Origin of the sequence: Cellulosimicrobium cellulans (genome assembly GCF_016907755.1) — a bacterium.
In the GTDB taxonomy this organism is placed as follows: Bacteria; Actinomycetota; Actinomycetes; order Actinomycetales; family Cellulomonadaceae; genus Cellulosimicrobium; species Cellulosimicrobium cellulans_D.
The window spans coordinates 3,774,202-3,797,753 of sequence record NZ_JAFBCN010000001.1; the positions used below are offsets into that span (position 1 = coordinate 3,774,202).

19 protein-coding genes and 1 tRNA gene are annotated in these 23,552 nt (G+C 75.0%); 2 read left to right on the forward strand and 18 right to left on the reverse strand.

The annotated features are described in order from the left end of the window. Positions 1-59: 59 nt before the first annotated feature. The 14 genes from rpmE to argS all read right to left on the reverse strand — a co-directional run bounded on the left by rpmE (position 60) and on the right by argS (position 18,491). On the reverse strand, positions 60-278 hold the full coding sequence (gene rpmE, locus JOE63_RS16395; RefSeq protein ID WP_087469526.1) for a 50S ribosomal protein L31: 219 nt from the start codon (positions 276-278) through the stop codon (positions 60-62). A gap of 166 nt (positions 279-444) precedes the next feature. Further along, complete coding sequence (gene rho, locus JOE63_RS16400) at positions 445-2,607, reverse strand: transcription termination factor Rho (RefSeq protein ID WP_087469527.1); 2,163 nt, start codon at positions 2,605-2,607, stop codon at positions 445-447. 262 nt (positions 2,608-2,869) lie between these two features. Further along, complete coding sequence (gene thrB / locus JOE63_RS16405) at positions 2,870-3,796, reverse strand: homoserine kinase (RefSeq protein ID WP_087469528.1); 927 nt, start codon at positions 3,794-3,796, stop codon at positions 2,870-2,872. Further along, a complete protein-coding gene (thrC, locus tag JOE63_RS16410) occupies positions 3,796-4,899 on the reverse strand; it encodes a threonine synthase (RefSeq protein ID WP_204543792.1) in 1,104 nt (367 codons plus the stop codon). The genes thrB and thrC overlap by 1 nt, the downstream gene beginning before the upstream one ends. Before the next feature lie 11 nt (positions 4,900-4,910). Then, positions 4,911-6,251 (reverse strand): homoserine dehydrogenase, encoded by a 1,341-nt coding sequence (locus JOE63_RS16415; RefSeq protein WP_204542635.1) that lies wholly within the window; start codon positions 6,249-6,251, stop codon positions 4,911-4,913. A gap of 178 nt (positions 6,252-6,429) precedes the next feature. Beyond that, complete coding sequence (locus JOE63_RS16420) at positions 6,430-7,740, reverse strand: WxL protein peptidoglycan domain-containing protein (RefSeq protein WP_204542637.1); 1,311 nt, start codon at positions 7,738-7,740, stop codon at positions 6,430-6,432. 8 nt (positions 7,741-7,748) lie between these two features. Further along, positions 7,749-9,131, reverse strand: a complete 1,383-nt coding sequence (locus tag JOE63_RS16425; protein WP_204542639.1) for a hypothetical protein — start codon at positions 9,129-9,131, stop codon at positions 7,749-7,751. A 165-nt stretch (positions 9,132-9,296) separates the two neighbouring features. Further along, positions 9,297-10,682, reverse strand: coding sequence for a hypothetical protein (locus JOE63_RS16430; protein WP_204542641.1), 1,386 nt, complete (start codon positions 10,680-10,682; stop codon positions 9,297-9,299). Beyond that, a complete protein-coding gene (locus JOE63_RS16435; protein ID WP_204542643.1) occupies positions 10,679-12,076 on the reverse strand; it encodes a hypothetical protein in 1,398 nt (465 codons plus the stop codon). Before JOE63_RS16435 ends, JOE63_RS16430 begins: the two co-directional genes overlap by 4 nt. Then, positions 12,073-12,894: a heme ABC transporter ATP-binding protein gene (locus JOE63_RS16440; protein ID WP_204542645.1), complete on the reverse strand. Its 822-nt coding sequence runs from the start codon at positions 12,892-12,894 to the stop codon at positions 12,073-12,075. The genes JOE63_RS16435 and JOE63_RS16440 overlap by 4 nt, the downstream gene beginning before the upstream one ends. Next, positions 12,891-13,964, reverse strand: coding sequence for a FecCD family ABC transporter permease (locus tag JOE63_RS16445; protein WP_374059070.1), 1,074 nt, complete (start codon positions 13,962-13,964; stop codon positions 12,891-12,893). The genes JOE63_RS16440 and JOE63_RS16445 overlap by 4 nt, the downstream gene beginning before the upstream one ends. Before the next feature lie 62 nt (positions 13,965-14,026). Continuing rightward, positions 14,027-15,187, reverse strand: a complete 1,161-nt coding sequence (locus JOE63_RS16450; RefSeq protein ID WP_204542648.1) for a heme/hemin ABC transporter substrate-binding protein — start codon at positions 15,185-15,187, stop codon at positions 14,027-14,029. A 233-nt stretch (positions 15,188-15,420) separates the two neighbouring features. Beyond that, entirely contained in the window at positions 15,421-16,809 is a 1,389-nt protein-coding gene (lysA, locus tag JOE63_RS16455; RefSeq protein WP_204542649.1) for a diaminopimelate decarboxylase, read from the reverse strand. Then, the gene (gene argS / locus JOE63_RS16460; RefSeq protein WP_087469531.1) at positions 16,806-18,491 is read right to left on the reverse strand and encodes an arginine--tRNA ligase; all 1,686 of its coding nucleotides are present in this window, start codon (positions 18,489-18,491) and stop codon (positions 16,806-16,808) included. Before argS ends, lysA begins: the two co-directional genes overlap by 4 nt. Before the next feature lie 151 nt (positions 18,492-18,642). Between argS and JOE63_RS16465 the strand changes: the two genes are divergently transcribed. Both JOE63_RS16465 and JOE63_RS16470 read left to right on the forward strand, forming a co-directional pair. Beyond that, positions 18,643-18,715, forward strand: a tRNA-Arg gene (locus JOE63_RS16465). Between the two features lie 118 nt (positions 18,716-18,833). Beyond that, a complete protein-coding gene (locus tag JOE63_RS16470) occupies positions 18,834-19,466 on the forward strand; it encodes a CYTH domain-containing protein (RefSeq protein WP_204542651.1) in 633 nt (210 codons plus the stop codon). A gap of 38 nt (positions 19,467-19,504) precedes the next feature. On the opposite strand, the gene JOE63_RS16475 is transcribed toward JOE63_RS16470, so the two are convergent. The 4 genes from JOE63_RS16475 to JOE63_RS16490 form a co-directional block, all read right to left on the reverse strand. After that, positions 19,505-20,068: a hypothetical protein gene (locus JOE63_RS16475; RefSeq protein WP_087469533.1), complete on the reverse strand. Its 564-nt coding sequence runs from the start codon at positions 20,066-20,068 to the stop codon at positions 19,505-19,507. Positions 20,069-20,122: 54 nt separating this feature from the next. After that, positions 20,123-20,932 carry a M15 family metallopeptidase gene (locus JOE63_RS21490; RefSeq protein WP_307840172.1) on the reverse strand — a complete coding sequence of 270 codons (810 nt, stop codon included), beginning with the start codon at positions 20,930-20,932 and terminating at the stop codon, positions 20,123-20,125. Positions 20,933-21,064: 132 nt separating this feature from the next. Further along, positions 21,065-22,108, reverse strand: a complete 1,044-nt coding sequence (locus tag JOE63_RS16485) for a hemolysin family protein (RefSeq protein WP_204542653.1) — start codon at positions 22,106-22,108, stop codon at positions 21,065-21,067. After that, the gene (locus JOE63_RS16490) at positions 22,105-23,481 is read right to left on the reverse strand and encodes a hemolysin family protein (RefSeq protein WP_087472464.1); all 1,377 of its coding nucleotides are present in this window, start codon (positions 23,479-23,481) and stop codon (positions 22,105-22,107) included. The genes JOE63_RS16485 and JOE63_RS16490 overlap by 4 nt, the downstream gene beginning before the upstream one ends. Between the last annotated feature and the right edge of the window lie 71 nt (positions 23,482-23,552).

Consider the following 23,552-nt stretch of genomic DNA (forward strand, 5'->3'; position numbering starts at 1 on the left):
AGCTCGCCGACTGCCCCTGGAGAGGTTGTCGGGCTCGGACCACCGGCGCTGCGGTGTCGCTACTTGTCGGCGGCCTTCTTGCCGTAGCGGGCCTCGAAGCGGGCCACGCGGCCACCGGTGTCGAGGATCTTCTGCTTGCCCGTGTAGAACGGGTGGCAGGCGCTGCACACGTCGGAGCTGATCTTGCCCGACGTCTCGGTGCTGCGCGTCACGAAGGTGTTCCCACAGGTGCAGGTCACCTCGGTGAGGACGTACTCGGGGTGGATACCAGACTTCACGGTTTTCTCCTTGGGGTGACGTCTCCGGGTCAGGTGCGGCGACCGCACCTGTGAACCGGCGACAGGCGGCCTGACGGACGCAGGCCGACGAACCATTGTGCCAGAACGCGCGGGCGCCCCGGGAACTTCCCGGGGCCGCCCGCCGTCGGCTCCTGCCGGACGACCGTCAGATCGTGCGGCCGACGTTGTCGTCGTCCGCGAGACCACCGGGCGTCGTCTTCTGGACGTGGAGCAGGAACTCGACGTTCGTCTGCGTCTTCTTGAGCTGGCCGAGCAGCAGCTCGATCGCCTGCTGCTGGTCGAGCGCGCCCATGACGCGACGGAGCTTGTAGACGATCTTCAGCTCGTCCTGCGACAGGAGGATCTCCTCGCGGCGCGTGCCGGACGCGTTGACGTCCACGGCCGGGAAGATGCGCTTGTCGGCGAGGTTCCGGGAGAGCCGCAGCTCCATGTTCCCCGTGCCCTTGAACTCCTCGAAGATGACCTCGTCCATCTTCGAGCCCGTCTCGACGAGCGCCGAGGCGAGGATCGTCAGCGAGCCGCCGTTCTCGATGTTGCGGGCCGCGCCGAAGAAGCGCTTGGGCGGGTAGAGCGCGGACGCGTCCACACCACCGGACAGGATGCGGCCCGAGGCCGGGGCCGCGAGGTTGTACGCGCGCGACAGGCGGGTGAGCGAGTCGAGGAGCACGACGACGTCCTGGCCGAGCTCGACCAGGCGCTTCGCGCGCTCGATCGCGAGCTCTGCGACGATCGTGTGGTCGGACGCGGGGCGGTCGAACGTCGAGGCGATGACCTCGCCCTTCACCGTCCGCTCCATGTCCGTGACCTCTTCGGGCCGCTCGTCCACGAGCACCACCATGAGGTGGACCTCGGGGTTGTTGGCCGTGATCGCGTTGGCGATCTGCTGCATGATGATCGTCTTGCCGGCCTTGGGCGGCGCGACGATGAGGCCGCGCTGGCCCTTGCCGATCGGCGCGACGATGTCGATCACGCGCGGCGTCAGACGCGTCGCCTCGGTGTTCTCCAGGCGCAGGCGGTCCTGCGGGTACAGGGGCGTGAGCTTGGTGAACTCGGGGCGCTGGCGCGCCTCGTCGGGCGACATGCCGTTGACGGTGTCCAGGCGCACGAGCGCGTTGAACTTCTGGCGCGCCGTGTTGCCCTGGTTCTCGCCCTCGCGCGGCTGGCGCACGGCGCCCGTGACCGCGTCGCCGCGGCGCAGACCGGCCTTCTTCACCTGGCCGAGCGAGACGTAGACGTCGTTCTGGCCCGGCAGGTACCCGCTCGTGCGCACGAACGCGTAGTTGTCCAGGATGTCGAGGATGCCCGCGACGGGGAGCAGGACGTCGTCCTCGCTGACCTCGATGTCGTCGAGGCCCGCGACGTCCGGTCCCTGGCGGTTGCGGCCACGCTTGCGGTCGCGCTCACGGCCACGGTCACGACCCCGGCGACGGCGGCCGCCGCGCTCGTCGTCCAGCAGCTGGCGGTCGTCGCGGCGGTCGGACTGGCGCTCGCCGCGGACCTGCTGGTTGGCCTGCTGGCCACCCTGCTGGTCACGCTGACGCTCGCCGCCCTGCTGGTCACGCTGACGCTCGCCGCCCTGCTGGTCGCGCTGACGGTCGGCGCGCGACGCGTCACCGTCGCCCTCGCCGGTCCGGGGGGCGCCGGCGCCGCGGCCCGCGCGACGCGAGCCCCGCTCGCCCGTGACGAGGCCGACCGCCGCGGCGGCGCGCGCGGCGCGCTCGTCGGCGGACTCGTTCGAGGCGTCGCGCGTGCGCACGCCCTGCTCGCCGAGCGCCTCGGCGACCGCGGCAGCGGCCTCCGAGCGGGAGTCGCGACGACCGTCACGCCGCTCGGCACGCGGCTCCCCGCGCTGTTCCGTCCGCTGCTCGTCGGAGCGCACCGGCAGGTCGAGCACCGGAGCGGCGGTGCGCTCCTCGCGGCTCGCGGCCGACGGCGCGTCCTGGCGCGCCGGCGCCGCCGAGTCGGTGGTGCCCGTCGGGCTCGCGGCGGGCCGCTCGGCGCGGCGGCTGCGGCCGCGCCCGGAGGCGGCAGGCGCCTCGCTCGTCTCACGGCCCGCGGCGCTCGCCCCGTCCGTGTCGCGCCGCGGCGCGGCGGGGCGCTCGGAGGCGCCCTGCTCGCCGGTGCGGGCGCGGATGACGTCCACAAGATCGCCCTTGCGCATCTTGGACGTGCCCTTGACCCCGAGCTGCGAGGCGAGAGCCTGCAGCTCCGGGAGGCGCAGCGTGGAGAGCGCGCCGGTCCGGGCGTTCCCGCCGGCAGCGGCCGAACCGGTCGCGCTGCTCGTGGCGGTGTCGATGGTGTCTGTCACGAAGGACCCTTCCCCCTCGTTTGCGCCCGCCGCTCAGAGGGCGGGCCGCGGGTGGTCGACGCCCGGCCGTGACGGCCGGTGCGTAGGTGTCGCCACGCGTCAGTGGTACGACGACGTCATCTGACGCGGGGCTGGATTGCCTTCTCTCGGACTGCTCGGTCGCAGCACACCCGGTGGGTGAGAGCGCGCTCTGCGTGCGGATGTACTGGTGCGAGAGCGTGACCGAAGGCTGACAATCATCCTAGCACCGGCGCACCCGAGGTCAGAGCCGGTCGGCCACGACGCCGCGCGTGTCGACGTCGAGGCGGTGCACCGCCCAATCGGCGGTCCCTCCGACGAGCGTGTCCGCGAGGTGCGCGACCTCCTCCAGGCCGTCCGCCGTCGACAGCACGAGCACCGTCGGACCGGCGCCCGAGACGGTCGCGGCGAGTCCGCGGTCCCGCAGCGCCTGGACGAGCTCGAACGACGACGGCATGACGTCGGCCCGGTACGCCTGGTGCAGCCGGTCGTCCGTCGCGTCGAGCAGCAGGTCGGGCCGCCGGGTGAGCGCCTCGACGAGGAGGGCGGCGCGCCCGGCGTTGAAGGCGGCGTCGGCGTGCGGCACGTGCGCCGGGAGCACGCCTCGCGCCCGGCTGGTCGCGAGGCGGGCGGAGGGCACCAGCACCGTGGCCCGGACGTCGTCGTGCACGTCGAGCCGCACCGCGCGGGGGCCCCCGGCGTGCCCGGCGTCCCACGCGACGGTGGCGCCGCCCAGGAGCGCGGGCGCCGCGTTGTCAGGGTGCCCTTCGATCGCCGTCGCGAGGCCGAGGACCACGTCGTCGTCGAGGACCGACGGGTCGGCGACGAGCGCCCGCGCCGCCACGATGCCCGCGACGACGGCGGCCGCCGAGGAGCCGAGGCCCCGCCCGTGCGGGACGCGGTTGACGCAGGTCAGGTGGATCCCGGTCTGCGGGGCGCCGGCCACGTCGAGGGCGGCCCGCAGCGCCCGCACGACGAGGTGCGTCTCGTCGCCCGGCACCTCGCCGGCGCCCTCTCCCTCGACGTCGACGACCACGTCGTCGCTCGCGAGCGCCCGCACCTCGAGCACGTCGTGGAGCGCGAGCGCGAGGCCCAGCGCGTCGAAGCCGGGGCCGAGGTTGGCGCTCGTCGCCGGGACGCGCACCCGCACGTGGTCCGCGCCGAGCTGCATCAGTCGAGCCCGAGGGCGTCGGCGATGGACACGACGTCGGCGCTCACGCGCGTCGGGGTGACCTCGCTGCCGTCGAGCGTGCGCAGCGCCCACTGCGGGTCCTTGAGCCCGTGGCCCGTGACCGTGACGACGATGCGCGCGCCCGCGGGGACGAGCCCGCGCTCCGCGCGCGACAGGATCCCGGCGACGCCGGCGGCCGACGCGGGCTCGACGAACACGCCGACCTCGCTCGACAGGACCCGGTGGGCCGCGAGGATCTGCTCGTCCGTGACGGCCTCGATGACGCCGCTCGACTCGTCGCGCGCCGCCTCGGCGAGCTCCCACGAGGCGGGGTTGCCGATGCGGATCGCGGTCGCGATCGTCTCCGGCTCGGTGATCGGGTGGCCCGCGACGATCGGCGCGGCGCCCGCCGCCTGGAAGCCCCACATCTGCGGGACGTGCGTGGACACTGCCGGCAGGCCCTCCCCCGCGTGGCCGGGGGCGCCCTGGCCGGCGTACTCCCGGAAGCCCTTCCAGTACGCCGTGATGTTCCCCGCGTTGCCGACGGGCAGCGCGTGGATGTCGGGCGCGTCGCCCAGCGCGTCGACGATCTCGAACGCGCCGGTCTTCTGGCCCTCGATGCGGTCAGGGTTCACGGAGTTGACGAGCTCGACCGGGTAGGCGTCGGCGAGCTTGCGCGCGGCGACGAGGCAGTCGTCGAAGTTGCCGTCGACCTGGAGCAGGCGCGCGCCGTGCGCGATCGCCTGGCTGAGCTTGCCCATCGCGATCTTGCCGTCCGGGACGAGCACGGCGCACGTCATCCCGGCACGCACCGCGTACGCGGCCGCCGAGGCGGACGTGTTGCCCGTCGACGCGCACACGACCGCCTGCGCGCCGCGCCCCGCGGCGGCGGAGATCGCCGTCGTCATGCCGCGGTCCTTGAACGACCCCGTGGGGTTCATGCCCTCGACCTTGACGAAGACCTGCGCGCCCGTGCGCGCGGAGAGCGCCGGTGCCTCCACGAGCGGCGTGCCGCCCTCGCCGAGCGTGACGATCCGCTCGGCGACGTGCGCGGGCAGACGCTCACGATACTCGGCGATGATGCCTTGCCACTGGTGGGCCATCTGGTGGGCCATCAGGCTCCCTCGACTCTCAGGACGGACGTGATCGTGCGGACGGGCTCGAGCTCGGCGACCGCCGCGACGGTCGCGGACAGCGCCGACTCCGGCGCCGCGTGCGTGGTGATGACGAGCTCGGCGACCCCGGGCTCCGCGACGTCCGCCCCGCCCTGCGCCGCGGGCTGGCGGACGGCCTCGATGGAGACGTCGTGCTCGGCGAGGGCGTGCGCGACCTGCGCGAGCACGCCCGGGCGGTCGTCGACGTCGAGGCGAACCTGGTAGCGGGTCACGGCCGCGCTCGCGGGAAGGATCGCGAGCTCGGCGTACGTGGACTCCTGCGGCCCCTTGCCCCCGAGCACGCGGTGGCGCGCGGCCGAGACGACGTCGCCCAGGACGGCCGACGCCGTGGGCGCGCCGCCGGCACCCCGCCCGTAGAACATCAGCTCGCCCGCGGACTCCGCCTCGACGAACACCGCGTTGAACGACCCGCGGACGTTCGCGAGGGGGTGCGACGTGGGCACGAGCGCCGGGTGCACGCGCACCGAGACGCCGGCCGGCGCGCCTGCCGAGGTGCCGTCACGCAGCTCCGCGATGGCGAGGAGCTTGATGACGTGGCCGGTCTGCGCGGCCCAGGCGACGTCGTCGGCCGTGACGGACATGATGCCCTCGCGCGCGACGTCGTCCAGCGAGACGCGGGTGTGGAACGCGAGGCTCGCGAGGATCGCGGCCTTGGCCGCGGCGTCGTAGCCCTCGACGTCGGCCGTCGGGTCGGCCTCCGCGTAGCCGAGGTCCTGCGCCTCCTTCACGGCCTCCTCGAGGTCCATGCCTGTGGTGGCCATCTGGTCGAGGACGTAGTTGGTCGTGCCGTTGACGATGCCGAGCACGCGGCGCACGCGGTCGCCCGCGAGCGACTCGCGCACCGGGCGCACGATGGGGATCGCGCCCGCCACCGCGGCCTCGAAGTAGATGTCGACCCCGGCCGCGTCCGCAGCCTTGTAGAGCGTCGGCCCGTCCTCGGCGAGCAGGGCCTTGTTCGCCGTGACGACGGCGGCGCCCGCGTCGATCGCGCGCAGCAGCAGCGACCGCGCCGGCTCCGTGCCGCCCATGACCTCCACGACGATGTCCGCGCGCGCGACGAGGGCCTCCGCGTCCTCGGTCAGCAGCGACCGGTCGACCGACGAGGCGCGCGGCGCGGCGGCGTTCCGCACCGCGATCCCGACGAGCTCGAGACGCGCACCCACGCGCGAGGCGAGGTCGTCGGCCTGCTCCGTCAGCAGCCGCGCGACCTGGGTGCCGACGACGCCGCACCCCAGCAGGGCGACGCGCAGGGGCGGGTGGGACTCGGCGGCAGGGGGCACGACGGACCTTCCTCGGGGACGGGCGGGGCGCGCTCCCAGGTCCGCGGACCGGTAACCGGTGACGGGTACCGGGCCGTCGCGCGGGGCGACGGGTCGGGCGAGGGAACGGCAGCGACAGGATACGTGGCCGCTCCTCGGCCGGGCGCCGTGCGACCACGTGTCGGACCGCCGAAGGAGGTCAGCCCTCGGGGTCCCGGTCGACGCGCTCCGCGAGCGCCTGGGCCCGGCCCTCGGCGCGCGCCCGTTCCAGCGCTTCCTCGAGCTCGGTCGCGGTGAGCGCGGTCGCGCCCTGCGCCGTGGCGCGCACCTCCGGGGCGGGGCCCGCCACCGGGCTCGTCGAGACTGCGACAGAGGCCGAGGTCCCGGTCGCGGTCGCCGAGCCGGCCGCTCGCAGACCGCCCGGGGCGTCCCCCGCGCGCCGACGACGGAGCGCGGCGACGAGCGCCGGGCCACGCAGCGCGACGAGCAGCGCCAGCCCGACGAGCACGAGAGCGGCCCAGGGGACCGCCCAGGTCTGCGCCGCGCCGTCGTCGCTCGCCGTCGCGCCGCCGCCGATCCCGACAGCGGTGGCGGTCACGTCCACGGTGGCGTCGGCGCGGCCGAGGGGTCGTACCCCGGTGACGGCGACCTCGCGCTCGAGCGCGGAGCCGGGGAGCAGCTCCGGCAGCTCCCCGTCGCTCGCGGTGGTGGCCGCCCAGCCGAACGGTCCCGTCACGGCGACGGACTCGGCGGGCACGACGCGCGCGTTCCCGGTGTTGGTCAGGGTGTACCGCACGGTCGCCGACGAGGTGCCGAACGGGTTCGCGACGTCGTGGTGGACCACCTCCACGTCGCTCACCTCGACCGCCGGGGCGAGCGCACCCTCGACGCGCGCGTGCACGCGCAGCGCGAGGCGCCGGTCGAGCGCCACCGTGGACGCCGACGCCTGCTGGACGAGGGAGGTGATGACGCCGGCCGAGTGGTCTCCGGGCGACGCGTCGGCAGGCACGGCGATGGTGAACGGGACGTCGATCGACTGGCCGGGGTCGACGGTGATCGAGCCGGACCCGAGCGTGATCCACGCGCCGAGGTCCGTCGAGCGCTCCGCCGCGGGGAGCAGGTCGAGCTGGCCCGACGTCGTCGTGAACGCGTCGGCGGCGTAGGTGCGCAGCTCCAGGCGCTGCGCGGAGCGGTTCGTCACGACGACCGTGTCGGTGATCGTGTCGCCGGGCCGGACGGCGTAGGAGAAGTTGGGCCGGTCGGTGCCGTGGTCGTTGTCGGCGGGCAGGAGGCCCCAGCTGAGGTCGCCCGTGGTGTCCCCCGCGAGGGTGGACACCACGGGCGCCGAAGGCGCCGTGGGCACCGCGCCGCCCGCCCGCGCCGTCCCCGCAGGGACGAGCGCGAGCAGGACGGCGAGCGTGCCGGTGAGCACGGCGACGAGCACGGCGACGAGCGCCGCCGCGCCCCGAGCGGGGCGGTGCGTACGGACGGGGGCGGCGGCGCGGTTCATCGGTCCGGTCAGCCCACCGCGGTGAGCGTCAGGACGCCGGTGTAGTCCCCGGCCCCCGTGTCGAGCGGCAGGCGCAGGTCGATCGCGGCCTCGGCCTGGACCGAGCCCTTCGGGTGGCCGGCGGGGGCCGACGCGAGCGTCGACGACGCCTTGAGGCCCTCGCCCTCGCCCGCGACGACGACGCGCCCGTTGCCCGCGCCCACCGTGTTGTCCCCGGCGAGCGCCGGGCCCCAGCCGAGGTGCTTGCCGGAGAAGGTCTTGGCGCCCGACGCGAAGTCGCTCACGGACCCGTTGATCGCCCACGCGGGCTGGCCCGCGCGGGTGTCGGTGATCGTCACCTTCGGCAGCACGCCGCTCGCGACGAACGAGCCGTCGCGCACGGTCGCGGTGCCGAGGCTCACGGCCGGGGTGCCCCCCTCGATCGTCCAGACGAACTCGCCCGGCTCCTCGGGCTCGTCGACCTCGGGCACGGTCACGTCGATCGGCACGTCGCCCTCGCCCGGCTCCCCGGGCTCGCCCGGACCACCCGGGTCGACGGGGCCGGCGTCGACCGTGTAGGTGACGTCGATCGGCAGGGCCGGCTTGAGGTCCTGCATGCCGCCGCAGCCGGTCGAGTAGAAGTGCGGGCGGACGCTGCCCGGCAGGGTGGTGACGAACTCGGGCGCCCAGGAGCCCCACCAGCCCGTCGCGGTGCCCGACGCGACGCAGTTGCGCGTCTGCGGCGAGCTGTCGGCGGGGTCGACCTCGATGCCCTGGAAGTCGGGCGTGATGCGGACCGTGTCGGCATCGACGACGTCGACCGAGCCCGGGGAGAACGTCACGAGGTCGAGGCGTCCGTAGCTCTGCTCGTCGACGGGGTTGCCGGACATGTCGATCCCCGCGCCGAGCGTGAACTCTGCGCTGAAGGACCCGGAGCCGTCCGCCTCGACGACGAGCTGCGGGTTCGCGTAGATCTCGTCGGGCGCGCCGAACTGGGCCGGGTAGGCGTTGACCGTGTAGCTGCCGGACCAGGCGAGCGCGAGCTCGTGCGTGTCCGCGTCGTAGGTCCCGGAGCCCTCGGTGAACTTCACGGCGTTGGGGGTCTTGCCCGCGTGCTCGGCCGGGAAGGACGTTGCCGGGACGGGGTCGACGACGTACTCCGACTGCGTCCCGCCGGAGACGCTCCCGACGAGCTGGGCGGCGTCGCCCGTGAGGTCCTTGTACGTCCAGGGCCCGAAGATGCCCTTCTGCGCGTAGCCGTTGAGGCCCCACACGAAGGAGGCCCCCTCGACCGTCTGCTCGGCCGCCTGCGCGGGCGCGGCGACCCAGACCGTGCCGAGGCCGATCGCGGCGACGGCGGCGCCGGCGACCAGCCGGTGCGTGGGTCGCGTCCGGTGTCTGTGCGTGTGCATGATGTCCTCTCGTGCCGGCGGTGCCGGCTCCTGTGCTCCGTGAGTGGTGCTCTCGTGAGTGGTGGGTGCGCGCGCTGCCCGCGTGCGCGATGCCGGGCGAACCGGCGCGACCGCCCTGCCGTCGGGTCCGGGTGCCAGCCCGGGGCCCGACGGCGGGGCGGACCTCTATCCCCGGAAGGGCAGGACGAGCCAGCCCTTCCGGAACCCGACGACCGTGCCCGCGGAGGCGAGCAGCAGCCCGGTGGTCATGAGCGCGAGCCGTTGTGACGGGTCGCGCAGGGCGTCCGCGAGGTCGGGGACGAGCCCGGTGCGCGCGGCGCCGATCGTGGCGGCGGGGGTCGCGAGGAACGCGACGGGCGCCGCCGTGTCCGTCGGGGGTCCGAGCGAGGACGTCGCCCGAGAGGCAGCCGCCCCGCTCCCCGCCCCCGCTCCGGGCCCGGTGCGGACGCCCGGGGGCGTGAGCACGGGGTTGGACACCGTCCCCGCCGGCGGCGTCGCCTCGCCGCCCGGCTGCTGCGGGACGGGTGCGTCGGCGTCGTAGCTCACGTACAGCGGCGCCGCGACCTTCGCCCAGTCACGCTGACCGCCCGAGGTGTACCAGTACGCGGCCTGCCCCGTCCGCACCTGGAACTGCACGAAGCTCGTGGGGAAGGCACCCCAGTGGGCGGCGTTCTCGCTCGTCCGCGCCGTCTGCCGGACGGTGAGCCCGGTCGCGGCGGTCGTAACGCCGAGGTAGCGCGGCACGGCGCGGAAGCCCACGCGGTCGCCCAGCAGGACCTTCTCGAGGTCCGCGAGCACGACCTGCGTCGCGGGTAGGCGCTCCCAGCGGGTCATGTCCTCCATGGACGTGCCGAACCCGCCCGCGGTCGCGGTGAGCTCGCCCGTCCCGTCCGCCCGGACGGTGAGCACCGGGTCGCTGGCCCACCAGTAGGTCAGGCCGCCGTAGAAGACGGTCGTGAACGTGCCCTTCCACCGGATCGTCGCGGTCCCGGCCTCGGGGTCCACGGTCCCGGCACCGCCGTCCACGACGACCTGCCCCCCGGTGCTGAGGTTGTTCGCGAGCGACACCTGCTGCCCGTCGGGCGCCTGGCACCGCGTCGCGAAGGTCGCGGTGCGCTCCGCGCCCGACGCGTCGGCCCGCACGACGCGCACGTCGCCCTCGCTCGCGCGGTAGAAGCCGTGGGCCTCGGTCCAGACCTTGCCGCCGTGCGTGTCGCCGTCGGTCCCGGGCACGCCCGCCATGAGGAAGTTGCAGCCGCCGAAGAACGCGGCGCTGCCCGCCTCGTGGTTGAGGCCCCACCGGAGCTGGGCGTCGGACACGGTGAACGGCCCGCCGGCCGCGTCCAGCGTCGGGACCGTGACCGTGACCGGCAGCCCCGCCGAGTCCGGCCGGCCGTCGTCGTCGATGCCCAGCCCCGCACCGAGGCCCCCGCCCGTCGCGGTCGCGGCGGTCGCCCCGGGCCCGACCGGGCCCGCGAGCGCCACCAGACCGAGCCCCGCGAGCGCCGCGACCCGGGCGCCCCAGCGCCGCGCGCGCGTCCTGGCGCTCATGCGTGCCGCCCCACGGGCTCACCCTGCGGGACGACCACGGGCGGCAGGCTCTGGGTCGGCGCGTCGTCGTGCAGGTCGACGCGCGGGCCGTCGTGCCAGCCGTCGTGCCCTGCCGGGACCGACGGTGCCACCGTCACGTTCCCGGGTCCGACGTCCGCCGTCGACTCCCGCGCGTCCCCGGAGCCGCCGGCCGTCGCCTCGTCCGCGCGGGCCGCACGCCGCCGGCGACGCGCGGAGACGAACGACGAGACGAGCACGAGGAGCAGCACGAGCGCCGCCACGCCGACGGCGATCTCGGCCGCGGAGTAGCCCCGCCCGGCGCTCACGGCGGCCTCGGCCGCGGCCTCCTCCGCGGCGACCGCGGCGGGGTCCTTGCGGACCGTGATCTCAACCTCGGGCGCGAGGCCCGACCCGGCGCCCGTCAGGCGGAGCACGTGCGTCCCGACCCGCAGGTCCGCGGGCAGCTCGAGCAGGCCGGCGACCTCGCCCTGGTTCCCCGCGGTGAGCGGACCGACGGCGAGCACGCCGTCGTCGAGGACCGCCACGACCTGCTCGCCCGGCTGGAAGCCCTGCGCCACGAAGCTCAGCGCGCGGCCCGCGACGGCGGTCGCCTGGTCGACGCCGATCGTCGCCGTGCCGGCCGCGGCGGCCGGCGCGGGTGCGGCCTCGCCCGACCCGTCCTGCGCCGCGACCGCCTGGTCGGCGGCGCCGGAGGTCGCGCCCGACGTCGTACCACCGCCCCCGCCCGCCGGGGCGTCGGTGAACGCGACCGGCGTGAACGTCTCGTTGTTGGCGTTCGGCACGCCGTGCGCGCCGATCGTGATGACCCCGCACTGCACCTCGCGGCAGTCGACGGTCACGGCGTTCCCGCTGCGGTCGAGCGCCTGGAACGTCGGTCCCGGGACGACGAGCTGCGTCGACCACGTCCCGTCGGCGGCGACCACGCCACCGTTCGCGGCGTACTCCGTGTCCGAGCCCGGGAACGCGACGAACCGCTGGAAGCCCTGGTTGTCGGCCTGCTCCGAGTCGGGCACGTACCGGTAGTCCGCACCGGTGCTGCCGCCGCGGCTCGGGGCCCACGACCCGCCCGCGGGGTCGGACACCCAGCCGAAGAAGACGTACACCCCGCCGAACGCCCCCTGGATCGACTGGAACCCGGAGCCGCTGAGCGTGAGCGTCGTCGCGTACGTCGCGTCGGCCTCGGCACGGCCCTGGTCGTTCGTCACGGTCACGCGCGCCGCGGCGTGCGCGGGAGCGGCACCGACGACCGTCCCGACGAGGGCGGCGGACGCGGTCACGAGGAGAGCGAGCAGCGCGGAGAGCGCGCTCCGTGCGCCGGGACGCCGACGGGCGCGGGCCGGGAGGTGCGTGGGCAGGATCGTCGGGGTGGTCATGGGAGGGACGGCTCCGGGGTCGGCAGGGTGGCGGTGCGTGCCGGGAGCACGAGCAGCTCGCCGGTCTCGGGGTGGCGCAGCGTGCGCACGGGATGGCGGTAGACGCGGGTCAGGAGGTCGTCGGAGAGCACGTCGTCGGGCGCGCCGACGCCGGCGACCCGGCCGCCGTCGAGCACGACGACGCGGTCCGCCCACGCGGCGGCGAGGGAGAGGTCGTGCAGCACGACGACGACGGCGTCGCCCGCCCGGGCGCGCTCACGGGCCTGCGCGAGGACGTGCTCCTGGTGCCGGATGTCGAGCGCGGCGGTCGGCTCGTCGAGCAGCAGGAGCCGCGGCTCCTGGGCGAGGACGCGCGCGAACGACGCGCGCGCTTTCTCCCCGCCCGACAGGCTCGGGAACCGGCGGGCCGCGAGGTGCAGGACGTCGGCGGTGACGTGCGCGCGCGCCACGGCCTCGTCGTCGTGCTCCTCGCGCGCGGTGCCGCGCCACGGGGCGCGGCCCATGCGGACGACGTCGACGACGCGGAACGGGAAGCTGAGGCGCGTCTCCTGCAGGAGCACCGCGCGGCGTCGGGCGAGCTCGGCGACCCCGACCGCGCCGAGGGGCTCGCCCTCCCACGCGACGGTCCCGGTCGTCGGCGCCGTGTCGCCCGCGAGGACGCCCAGCAGGGTCGACTTGCCGGCGCCGTTGGGCCCGACGAGCACGAGCACCTCGCCCGCGAGCGCGTCGAGGTCGACGTCGGCGAGGATCGTCGCGCCCTCGATCCGCACGCCGACGCCCCGGGCGCTCAGCACGGGCGGGTTCACGGTCGCGGTCATGCCCAGCCCCCCGCCGTGCGGCGCGTGCGGCGCAGGAGCCAGAAGAAGAACGGCCCGCCGACGAGCGCGGTGAGCATGCCGAGCGGCAGGTCCGCGTACGGCACCGCGGTGCGGGCGACCAGGTCGGCGCCGGTGAGCAGCACCGCGCCGCCGAGCGCGCTCGCGGGGACGAGCACGCGGTGCCCCGGCCCCACGACCATGCGTACGAGGTGCGGCACGACGAGCCCGACGAACGCGATGATGCCGCAGAACGCGACCGCCGCGCCCGTGAGCAGCGCGACGGCGACGATGCACACGATCCGCAGCCGCTCGACGTCGACCCCGAGGTGGCGCGCGGCGCGCTCGCCGAGCGAGAGCAGGTCGAGCCGGCGCGCGAGCACGACGGCCACGCCGATCCCGACGAGCACGAGCGGCAGGACGATCGCGACGTACGGCCACCGGGTGCCGTTGAGGCTGCCGAGCTGCCAGAAGACGATCTGCTCGCGCGCCTGCGTGTCGCCGAGGAACGTGAGGAACGCCAGGCCCGCGCCGCACACGGCGTTCACCGCGACGCCCGTGAGGACGAGCGTGACGACCTCGGTGCGGCCCTGCGACCGCGCGAGCGCGTAGACGAGCAGCGTGGTGAGGAGCCCGCCGACGAACGCCGCGACGGCGATGGTCCACGGGCCGAGCACGGTGATGCCGAAGACGATCGTCGAGCACGCGGCGACCGCCGCCCCCGCGGAGACCCCCACGACGCCCGGCTCGGCGAGCGGGTTGCCGAACACGCCCTGCATGACGGCGCCCGCGGTCGCGAGCGCCGCGCCCACCGTCATCGCCATGACGACGCGCGGGAACCGGATGGTCCACAGCGCCGCGTCGCCGTTGGGGTGCGACGGCATCGGCCCGACGTCGAGCCCGAGCCGGTGCAGGACCGACCCGAGCACCTCGAGCGGCGCCACGTGGAGCTGCCCGACCCCGGCGGAGACCAGCCCGAGGACGACGAGCAGGACGGCCAGGGCGACGAAGAGCGCGGTCACGCGCGCGGGACGGGCCGGCGGCAGCGCGACCGGGCCGTCGAGGTCCCGCAGCGTCGCGACGGCCGCATCGGTGGTGGTGTCGGTTGTCGCGTCCCGCGGGACGTGGGTCGTCGTCACGAGGCGTCCCCGGGCGTCGGCGCGTAGATCGCGCGGGCGAGGGCGTCGAGCACGCCCGCGGTGTTCGGGCCGTAGCTGAGGATCTCGGTGTCGGCCATGTCGACGATGCGCCGGTGCTGGCCCGCGGGCGTCTGGGCGATCGCCGGGAGCTGCTCGAGCAGCCCGTCCACGCCGTCGACGGACTCGAGGCCCTTCGTCATCATGAGGAGGAGGTCCGGCTGCATCGCGACGAGGCCCTCGTCGTTGACGGGCCGCATCCCGTCCCAGCCGATCTCGGTCGCGACGTCGACGCCGCCGAGCGCGCTGACCAGCGAGTCCGCGCCCGAGCCGGAGCCGAACAGGTAGTACACCCCGGCCTGGCCGCGCACGTAGAGGAACGCGATGCGCAGACGGTCCGCCGGGTCCTGCGGGACGAGGGTCGCGATCTCCGCGAGCTTCGCGTCGATCTCGCCCTGCGTGCGCTCCGCGAGCGCCGCGCCCTCCTCCGGGACGCCCAGCGCGTCGGCGACCTGCTGGATCAGCGTGCCGACGTTGTCCAGGTTCCGGTGGGAGTCCACGACCACGACGGGGATCCCCGCGTCGCGCATCTGGAGGACCACGTCCCAGGGCCCGAGCGTCGTGTCGGTGATGATCACCGTCGGCGCGAGCTCGAGGATCGCCTCGCCGCTCAGCTCGTGCCCGTTCGTCGTGACGAGCGGCTCGTCGGCGATCTCCTCGAAGCCCGAGGACAGGTCACGGCCGACGACGTTCTCCCCCAGGCCGAGCTCGAACACGACGCGCGACGTCGAGCCGTAGAGGTCGAGCGCGAGGATGCGACTCGTGTCGGTGACGGTGACCTCGGTCCCCTGGGTGTCGGTCACCGTCGCAGGCAGGGCCGGCTGCGGGTCCAGCGCCACGGGATCGATCGCGGCGTCCGCGAGGACGGCGGTCGACTCCCCGACGTACGAGCGGGGGTCGTCCAGCGCGTCGAGCTCGGCGAGCGGCGTGGTGTCCACGGCTGCAGTGCCGGCGCCGGTGCCGGCCGCGCCGGTCAGGGAGCACGCGGTCAGGACCGCGAGCAGCGCGCCGAGGACGACGACCGAGGCGGGACGGGCACCGCGACGGGCGCGTCGTGACGACGGGTCGGTGCGGGGCGGACGGGGAGGGTCCTGAGGCATGGGTGCGGTGCTCCGGTTCGGCGCGCTCCACCGGGGTGCGCACGCGGACGATCTGAGTAAGCCGTGCCTTACCTTATTTAGCAAAGCCTAACCTGACAAGTATCTGACAGTGCGCCAGAACTGTGGCCCCCGTCACCCCGGGCCATGCCGTCACCGCGCGGTCGGCGCACGCACGACGACGGCCCGTGACCTGGCAGGTCACGGGCCGTCGGAAGAGGTGTCTTCGGGGCGGGTCAGCCCTCGTCGAGCGCGAGGAGGTCGTCGACGGTCTCGCGACGCACGAGCACGCGGCTCGCGCCGTCGTGCACCGCGACGACGGGCGGGCGCGTCAGCAGGTTGTAGTTCGACGCCATCGAGCGGCCGTAGGCCCCGGTCGCGGGCACCGCGAGGAGGTCCCCCGCGCGCACGTCGCCGGGGAGCTGCACCTCGTGGACGACGATGTCGCCGCTCTCGCAGTGCTTGCCGACGACGCGCGCGAGCACGGGCTCCGCGTCCGAGGACCGGCCGACGATCTCCGCGTGGTACTGCGCCTCGTAGAGCGCCGGGCGGATGTTGTCGCTCATGCCGCCGTCGACCGACACGTACGTGCGCACGCGGCCGTCGTCGAGCGTCACCGGCTTGACCGTGCCCACGGTGTAGAGCGTGAGGCCGGCCGGCCCGACGATCGCGCGGCCGGGCTCGATCGAGAACCGCGGCAGTGGCGTCCCGAGCTCGGCGGCCACCGCGTCGACGGCGGCGGCGACGTCCTTCGCGACGCGCTCGGGGTCGAGCGCGACCTCGCCGGGGAGGTAGGCGATGCCGTAGCCCCCGCCGATGTCCACCTCGTCGACGAGCACGCCCGACCGCGCGGCGAGCCGGGCCCGCAGCTCCAGCACCGCGCGCGCGGCGACCTCGAAGCCCGAGGGGTCGAGGATCTGTGAGCCGATGTGCGAGTGGATCCCGAGCAGGTGCAGCTCGGGCCGGGCCACGACGTCGAGCAGCGCGACCATGGCCGGGGAGTCGCCGGACGGGCCGCCCTCCGCGCCGCGGGGCGCCGCGATCGACAGGCCGAACTTCTGGTCCTCGTGCGCGGTCGAGATGTACTCGTGCCCGCCCGCGTGGACGCCCGTCGTCACGCGCACCATGACGGGCGCGACGACGCCGCGCTCCCCCGCGAGGCGCGCGACGCGCTCGACCTCGACGAGGGAGTCGACGATGATCCGGCCCACGCCCTCGTCGAGGGCCCGGCCGATCTCGGCGTCGGACTTGTTGTTGCCGTGCAGCCCGATCTCCGGGCCCGGGACGCCCGCGCGCAGCGCGACGGCGAGCTCTCCCCCGCTCGCCGTGTCGACCCGCAGGCCCTCCTCGCGCGCCCAGCGCGCGACGGCCACCGTGAGCAGGGCCTTGCCCGCGTAGTAGACGTCGACGTCCGACCCGACCGCCCGGAACGCCGCCTCGAAGGCCGTGCGGTAGGCGCGGGCGCGTTCCCGGAAGTCTGCCTCGTCGAGCACGTACGCGGGCGTGCCGTGCTCGGCCGCGAGGTCGTGGACGTCGACGCCCGCGACCTCGACGGCCCCGTCGTCACGCCGGCGCACGCCCCGCGACCACGGCTCGCCGGGGTACCCCGGCAGGCCCGTGCTCACATGCGCTCCGGCGCGGTCACGCCGAGCAGCCCCAGGCCGTTGGCGAGCACCTGGCGCACCGCGTCGTTGAGCCACAGGCGCGTGCGGTGCGTGTCCGTGACCTCCTCGTCGGGGTAGGGCAGGACGCGCTGCGACTTCTGCTGGTACCACGTGTGGTAGTCGCCCGCGAGCGCCTCGAGGTAGCGCGCGACGCGGTGCGGCTCGCGCAGCTCTGCGGCCTGGGCCACGATGCGCGGGAACTCGGTGAGGCGTCCGATGAGCGCGGCCTCGCTCGGGTGGTCGAGCAGCGCGGGCTCGAAGCCGTCGGCGCGCGCGACGCCGCGGTCGGCCGCGTTGCGGTCCACCGCCGCCGTGCGCGAGTGCGCGTACTGGACGTAGTAGACGGGGTTCTCGTTCGTCGCCCGTGCGAGCAGGTCGAGGTCGAGGTCGATGTTCTGGTCCGCCGACGAGCGCGCGAGGGAGTAGCGCGCGGCGTCGACGCCGACGGCGTCCACGAGGTCCTCGAGCGTCACGACGGTCCCGGCGCGCTTGGACATGCGCACGGGGTGCCCGTCCTTGACGAGGTTGACCATCTGCCCGATGAGGAGCTGCAGGTTCTTCCCCGGGGTGTCGCCGAACGCGGCGCACACCGCCATCATGCGCCCGACGTACCCGTGGTGGTCCGCGCCGAGCATGATGATGACCTCGTCGAACCCGCGCTCGCGCTTGTCGAGGTAGTACGCGATGTCGCCCGCGATGTACGCGGCGTCGCCGTCCGACTTGATGACGACGCGGTCCTTGTCGTCGCCGAAGTCGGTCGTGCGCAGCCACGTCGCGCCGTCCTGCTCGAACATGTGCCCCGACTCGCGCAGGCGCTCGACGGCACGCTCCACGGCACCGGACTCGTGCAGCGAGTCCTCGTGGAAGTACACGTCGAAGTCGACGCCGAAGTCGTGCAGCGACGCCTTGATCTCGCCGAACATGCGCTCGACGCCGCGCGCCCGGAAGACCTCCTGCGCCTCGGCGTCGGGCAGCGTCCGCGGGTCGGGGTCGCCGGCGGCGAGCGCGTCCGCGATCACCGCGTCCGCGATCTCGGTGATGTACTCGCCGCCGTACCCGTCCTCGGGCGCCTCCAGGCCGCGGGCACGGGCGAGGAGCGAGCGCGCGAACCGGTCGATCTGCGCGCCGTGGTCGTTGAAGTAGTACTCGCGCGTCACGTCCGCGCCGCTCGCCTCGAGCACGCGCGCGAGCGAGTCGCCGACGGCGGCCCAGCGGACGCCGCCGATGTGGATGGGCCCGGTCGGGTTGGCGGAGACGAACTCGAGGTTGACCTTCGTGCCCGCCTCCGCGTCGTTGCGTCCGTAGGCCGGGCCCGCGTCGACGATCGTGCGCGCGAGCTCGCCCGCGGCGGCCGCGTCGAGCGTGATGTTGAGGAAGCCCGGGCCGGCGACGTCCACGGCCTTGACGCCCGGGGTCGCGGCGAGCCGCGTCGCGAGGTCCTCGGCGAGGGCGCGCGGCGTCGTGCCCGCCCTCTTGGCGAGCTGCAGCGCGACGTTCGTGGCCCAGTCGCCGTGCTCGCGCTGGCGGGGTCGCTCCACGTGGACGCGCTCGGGGACCGCGGTGGGGTCCAGGGCGAGGGTGCCGTCGGCGACGGCGGCGGCCAGGGCAGCGCTCAGCGCTTCGGAGAGCTCGTCGGGGGTCACCGGGCGATTCTACCGAGGCGCGAGCACCCTCCGTCGCGGCATTTCGCGCGAGGCCCGCCGGGCGTCCGGGCCGCCGGGCCGCCGACGGGCCCACGCACCCCGGACGTGCTGGTAGTCTCGTGCATCGCGTCGGCGGACACCGTCGGCGCTCGCCCTCGTAGCTCAGTGGATAGAGCGTCTGCCTCCGGAGCAGAAGGTCGTAGGTTCGAATCCTATCGAGGGCACCCTGCACCGCTCCGACGAGCCCGGCCCGCCTCCGGCGGCCGGGCTCGCGCCGTCTCCGGGACCGTCGACCTCGCCTGCTTCCCGTGCCCCGTCCCGCGCGCCCGCTACGGTGGGGCCATGACCGACGGCGGCTACGGGGACTTCGAGTTCGAGCGGCGCTTCCTCGTGCGCGACCTGCCCGAGGACCTGCGCGACGCGCCGGCGCTCATCGTCCAGAGCTACTACCTGGCCGACGAGGGCTACGCCCTGCGGCTGCGCGCCAAGGTCCCCACGGTCGACGCGACGATGGACCCCACGACGGACGCCGTGCACCTCCTGGACCGCTACGCACCCGCGGTCGACCTGTGCACCCTCACCGTCAAGGGCCCCGTGGCGGGCGGCACGCGGTACGAGGCGGAGCGCGAGGTCGACGTCGCGGTGGGCGTGCAGATGATCCGGCGCGGCGGGGCGCGCGTCGTCAAGACGCGGTACTCCGTCTGGGTCGGGGCGGACGGCTGGGTCGTCGACGTGTTCGGCGGGGCGAACCACCCGCTCGTCGTCGCGGAGTGCGAGCGCACCGGCCCCGTCACGGACCTGCAGATCCCCGCCTTCTGCGTCACGGAGCTCACCGACGACCCCCGCTTCTCCAACGACGCCCTCGCGAACCGGCCGTACGGCTCGTGGCGCGAGGAGTTCGAGGCCGAGCTCGCGGCGTCGGGCCCACGGTTCCTCCAGGACTTCGGCCGCAACGAGCGGCTCTCCGGGCCGTAGGTCCGCGGCCGGGCACCACGGGAGTCCGACGCAGGTCGTCAGCGCAGCGCGTCGGCCGCCGCGCACACGGCGGCGACGTCGAAGCGGACCGACCGGCGGTCGACCGGCACCCACCCGGGCTCGTGCCCGAACAGCACGGCCCACGGGAGCGCCCCGGACGAGACGTGCTCGCGCGCGTGGTCGTGCGCCCGGGCGTCGGCGACCTCGCGCTCGACGGCGTCCTCCAGCGCCACGAGCTCGGCGCGCACGGCCTCGCCCTTCTCCGTGAGACGACGCGCCCGCCCGGGCTCGAGGTAGCCGTCGCGACGCGCACCCTGCACGACGCGGCGGGACGCGTCGTGCACCCGGCCCCGCAGGACGCCGTCGGCCGGGTCGAGGGCGACGCGCGCGCCGGGCGCCGCAGCGTCCCCGAACAGCACCGACAGCGCGAGGTGCTCGCGCTCGGAGGTGGGCGACGCGTCGAGGAGGACGAGCACGGGGGACGAGCCGGACGCCGTCGGATCCACCCGGACGAGGCCGGTGAGCGCGAGGCTCAGCACCTGCGCGGCGAGCGCGTGCTCGGGACGGCGCAGGACGACCGCGGCGAGGAGCAGGTCGGCCACGGTTCCGAGACTACGGTCCCCCGAGCCGCCACGGCGGACGACGGGGGCCGCGTGTCAGGAGTTCTGGACTTCCTCGACGCCCTGGACGAACTCGAAGTGCCACGGCTCGTAGGCGCCGCTGCCGCCGCGCTTGGCCCAGGCCGGGTTGGCCCAGCCGTAGGTGGCACCGTTCTGGTTGATCCACGCGTAGACCTCGCGCGAGCCGGTCTCGACCGAGCACAGGTCGATCGCGAGGCCCCACCCGTGCATGGACCAGCCGGGAGGTGCGGCGAACGCGCCGCGGGAGGACTTGAGCGAGACCTGCGTCGAGAGCGTGCGGTACGACGAGACGAGGCACAGGTCGCGGCCGAACGTCGCCCGGAAGGCCTCGTTCATGGCCGACAGCGAGACGGCCGCGTCGGGCCGCAGGTGCTCGCCCGCCTGCCAGAGCTCGCACAGCGCGTGCTCGTCGAGGTTGCCGTTGGTGCCGGCGGGGCGAACCGTCGGGTCGCAGCCCGGCAGCGGGTCGCGCGCGGCGGACCGGGACGCCGCCTCGCGCCGCACCTCGACACGGGGCGCGGCGGCGACGCTCTGGGACACCGCGGGCGCCGTCGACGCGGCGGTCGCGAGGTCGAGCGCGCTGGGGCCCAGCGGTCGCGTCTCGGGCTCGAAGGGCGAACCGGTCCCCAGGCCGTCGTCCGCGCCGGCGGAGAGGGGCATCGCGATCGTCGCGGCGGCGAGCGTCCCGAGGACGGCGATGCGCGGCATCCAGCGGTGCTGGCTGGAGACCTGTGCCTGGGGGCGGCGACGGCGCGTGCCCTGCTCCGCCTCGCGCCGTGCCCGTCGGGACTCGAGGGCGGGTGCGTCGGTCTGCTGCGACTCCACCCGCCACCTGCCTCTCACCCTTCGGGGTGGCCCTCGGGCCACCGATGACCGATCAATCACGGAACAGTAACGAAGCACTCCGACGATGCCAAGTCCCCTGCTCAGGACCGGTGCCGGACGCCGGGGCGCTCGTCAGTGCCGACGCTGCATGGCGTCGCGCACCTCCCCCACGAGCTCCTCGAGGATGTCCTCGAGGAAGACGACGCCGAGGGCGCGTCCGCCCTCGGGCGCGTCGACGCGTGCCAGGTGCGCTCCCGAGCGCTGCATCGCCCGGAGCGCGTCCTCGACCTCGTCGCCGGGCGCGGCGGTCGCGAGCGCCCGCACGCGCCAGGACGGGACGGGGGCCCCGCGCGTCGTCTCGTCCGCGTACAGCACGTCCTTGACGTGGAGGTAGCCGACGAGCTCGCCCGCGACGTCGGCGACCGCGAACCGCGAGAACCCGGTCTTCGCCACGAGGCGCTCGACCTCCTCGGGCGTGCAGCCCTCGGTGACCGTGACGAGGTCGGCGACGGGCACCATGACGTCCTGCGCGGTGCGCTCGGAGAACTCGATCGCGCCCGAGAGGAGGCCCTGCTCGTCCCGGAGCACGCCCTCCGCCTGGGAGTGCTCGACGATCGACTGGACCTCCTCCGCCGTGAAGGCGGAGGCGACCTCGTCCTTGGGCTCGACCCCCGTCGCCCGGACGGCGTGGTTCGCGAGCCAGTTGAGCGCGACGATGACGGGCCGCAGCACGCGCCCGATCCACACCAGCGGCGGGCCGAACCACATCACGGCCGTCTCGGGACCGGCGACGGCGAGGTTCTTGGGCACCATCTCGCCCAGGACCACGTGCAGGTAGACGACGATCGCGAGCGCGACGACGAAGGCGATCGGGTGGGCGAGCGACGTGCTCACGCCCAGGGCCCGCAACGGGTCCTCGATGAGGTGCGCGAGCGCGGGCTCCGCGACGACGCCGAGGCCGGTGGAGCAGACCGTCACGCCGAGCTGGGCGCACGCGAGCATGAGCGACACGTTCTCCATCGCCCACAGGACGGTCTGCGCCCGCCGGTTCCCCTGCGCGGCGAGCGGCTCGATCGCCGAGCGGCGCGCGGAGATGACGGCGAACTCGGCGCCGACGAAGAACGCGTTGCCCGCGAGCAGGAGGACGGCGACGAGGAGCGCGGTGGTCGAGCTCACGACTCCACCTCCACCGGGGCCGCGCGGACCGAGAGCCGCTCGACCCGCCGGCCCTCCATCGCCTCCACGCGCAGCACGACGCGGTCGCGGCCGTCGCCCGCGACGACCTCGTCGCCCGGCTCCGGCACGCGCCCGAGGCGTGCCATGACAAGGCCGCCGAGCGTCTCGTACGCGCCGTCCTCGGGCGCGCGGAGCCCGGTGACCTCGGTGAGCTCGTCGGGCCGCATGACGCCCGGGACCAGCCAGGAGCCGTCCGCACGGCGGGCCGCTCCGGAGCGGCGCGGGTCGTGCTCGTCCGCCACGTCGCCCACGAGCTCCTCGACGACGTCCTCGAGCGTCACGACGCCGGAGGTGCCGCCGTACTCGTCGACCACGACCGCCATCTGGAGCCCGAAGCCGCGCAGCTCGACGAGCAGCGGGCCGAGGCGCACGGTCTCGGGCACCCGGGGCGCCTCGACCATGAGCGCCGCCGCGGGGACCTCCTCGCGCCGCTCGTACGGGACGGCGACGGCGCGGCGCAGGTGGACGAGGCCGACGACGTCGTCGCGGTCCTCGCCGATGACCGGGAACCGGGAGTGCCCGGTCCGCCGAGCGGCGTCCACGACGTCCGCGGCCGTCGCGTCACGGTCGACCACGACCATCCGCATCCGGTCCGTCATGACGTCGACGGCGCTCAGCTCGTCGAGCTCGATGGAGTTGGTGAGGAGCGTCGCGACGGACACGTCCAGCGTGCCCTCCTGGGCGGAGCGGCGCACGAGCGCGGCGAGCTCGGAGGCCGAGCGGGCGCCCGACAGCTCCTCGCGCGGCTCGACGCCGACGCGTCGCAGGATCGCGTTGGCCGACCCGTTGAGCACGGCGATCACGGGCCGGAAGAGCTTGGTGAACTGACGCTGCACCGGCACGACCTGCCGGGCCGTCGCGTAGGGGGCGCTCAGGGCGAAGTTCTTGGGGATGAGCTCGCCGAAGAGCATCGAGACGAAGTTCACGACGAGGAGGGCCAGGACCCCCGCGAGGACGGCGGACGCCGCCTGCCCGAGCGCCGTGCCGCTCAGCCCGGAGCCGAACAGCGAGAGCAGCGCGGGCTGCGCCGTGTAGCCGAGGAGGATCGTCGTGAGCGTGATGCCGACCTGCGCGGACGACAGCTCGGTCGACAGGTGCTTGAGCCCGGCCCGGACGCTGCGGTCGCGCCGGTCGGCACGGGCCTTCCCGCCCGACGGCGGGGAGCCGCGTCTGTCGCCCTCCTGGTCGGGGTCGTCGCCCGCGGGGAGGACGGCGGGGTCGAGGGTGACCAGGGAGAACTCGCTGGCCACGAACACGGCGGTGCCTGCGGTGAGGAGCACCCCGAGCGCGACCATGACCCAGTCGCCTACCACGAGGTGCTCCACCGATATCGGGAGGTGCTCTTCATCGTGCCGACGATGCTAGCGCCCGCTCGCCCCGCGCC

What these genes read in the sequence shown, in the direction of transcription:
- JOE63_RS16435 (WP_204542643.1), bottom strand. Translation starts at nt 12,076, where the DNA reads ATGACCACCCCGACGATCCTGCCCACGCACCTCCCGGCCCGCGCCCGT.
- JOE63_RS16430 (WP_204542641.1), bottom strand. Translation starts at nt 10,682, where the DNA reads ATGAGCGCCAGGACGCGCGCGCGGCGCTGGGGCGCCCGGGTCGCGGCG.
- JOE63_RS16425 (WP_204542639.1), bottom strand. Translation starts at nt 9,131, where the DNA reads ATGCACACGCACAGACACCGGACGCGACCCACGCACCGGCTGGTCGCC.
- JOE63_RS16420 (WP_204542637.1), bottom strand. Translation starts at nt 7,740, where the DNA reads ATGAACCGCGCCGCCGCCCCCGTCCGTACGCACCGCCCCGCTCGGGGC.
- JOE63_RS16450 (WP_204542648.1), bottom strand. Translation starts at nt 15,187, where the DNA reads ATGCCTCAGGACCCTCCCCGTCCGCCCCGCACCGACCCGTCGTCACGA.
- JOE63_RS16440 (WP_204542645.1), bottom strand. Translation starts at nt 12,894, where the DNA reads ATGACCGCGACCGTGAACCCGCCCGTGCTGAGCGCCCGGGGCGTCGGC.
- thrB (WP_087469528.1), bottom strand. Translation starts at nt 3,796, where the DNA reads ATGCAGCTCGGCGCGGACCACGTGCGGGTGCGCGTCCCGGCGACGAGC.
- thrC (WP_204543792.1), bottom strand. Translation starts at nt 4,899, where the DNA reads ATGGCCCACCAGTGGCAAGGCATCATCGCCGAGTATCGTGAGCGTCTG.
- JOE63_RS16470 (WP_204542651.1), top strand. Translation starts at nt 18,834, where the DNA reads ATGACCGACGGCGGCTACGGGGACTTCGAGTTCGAGCGGCGCTTCCTC.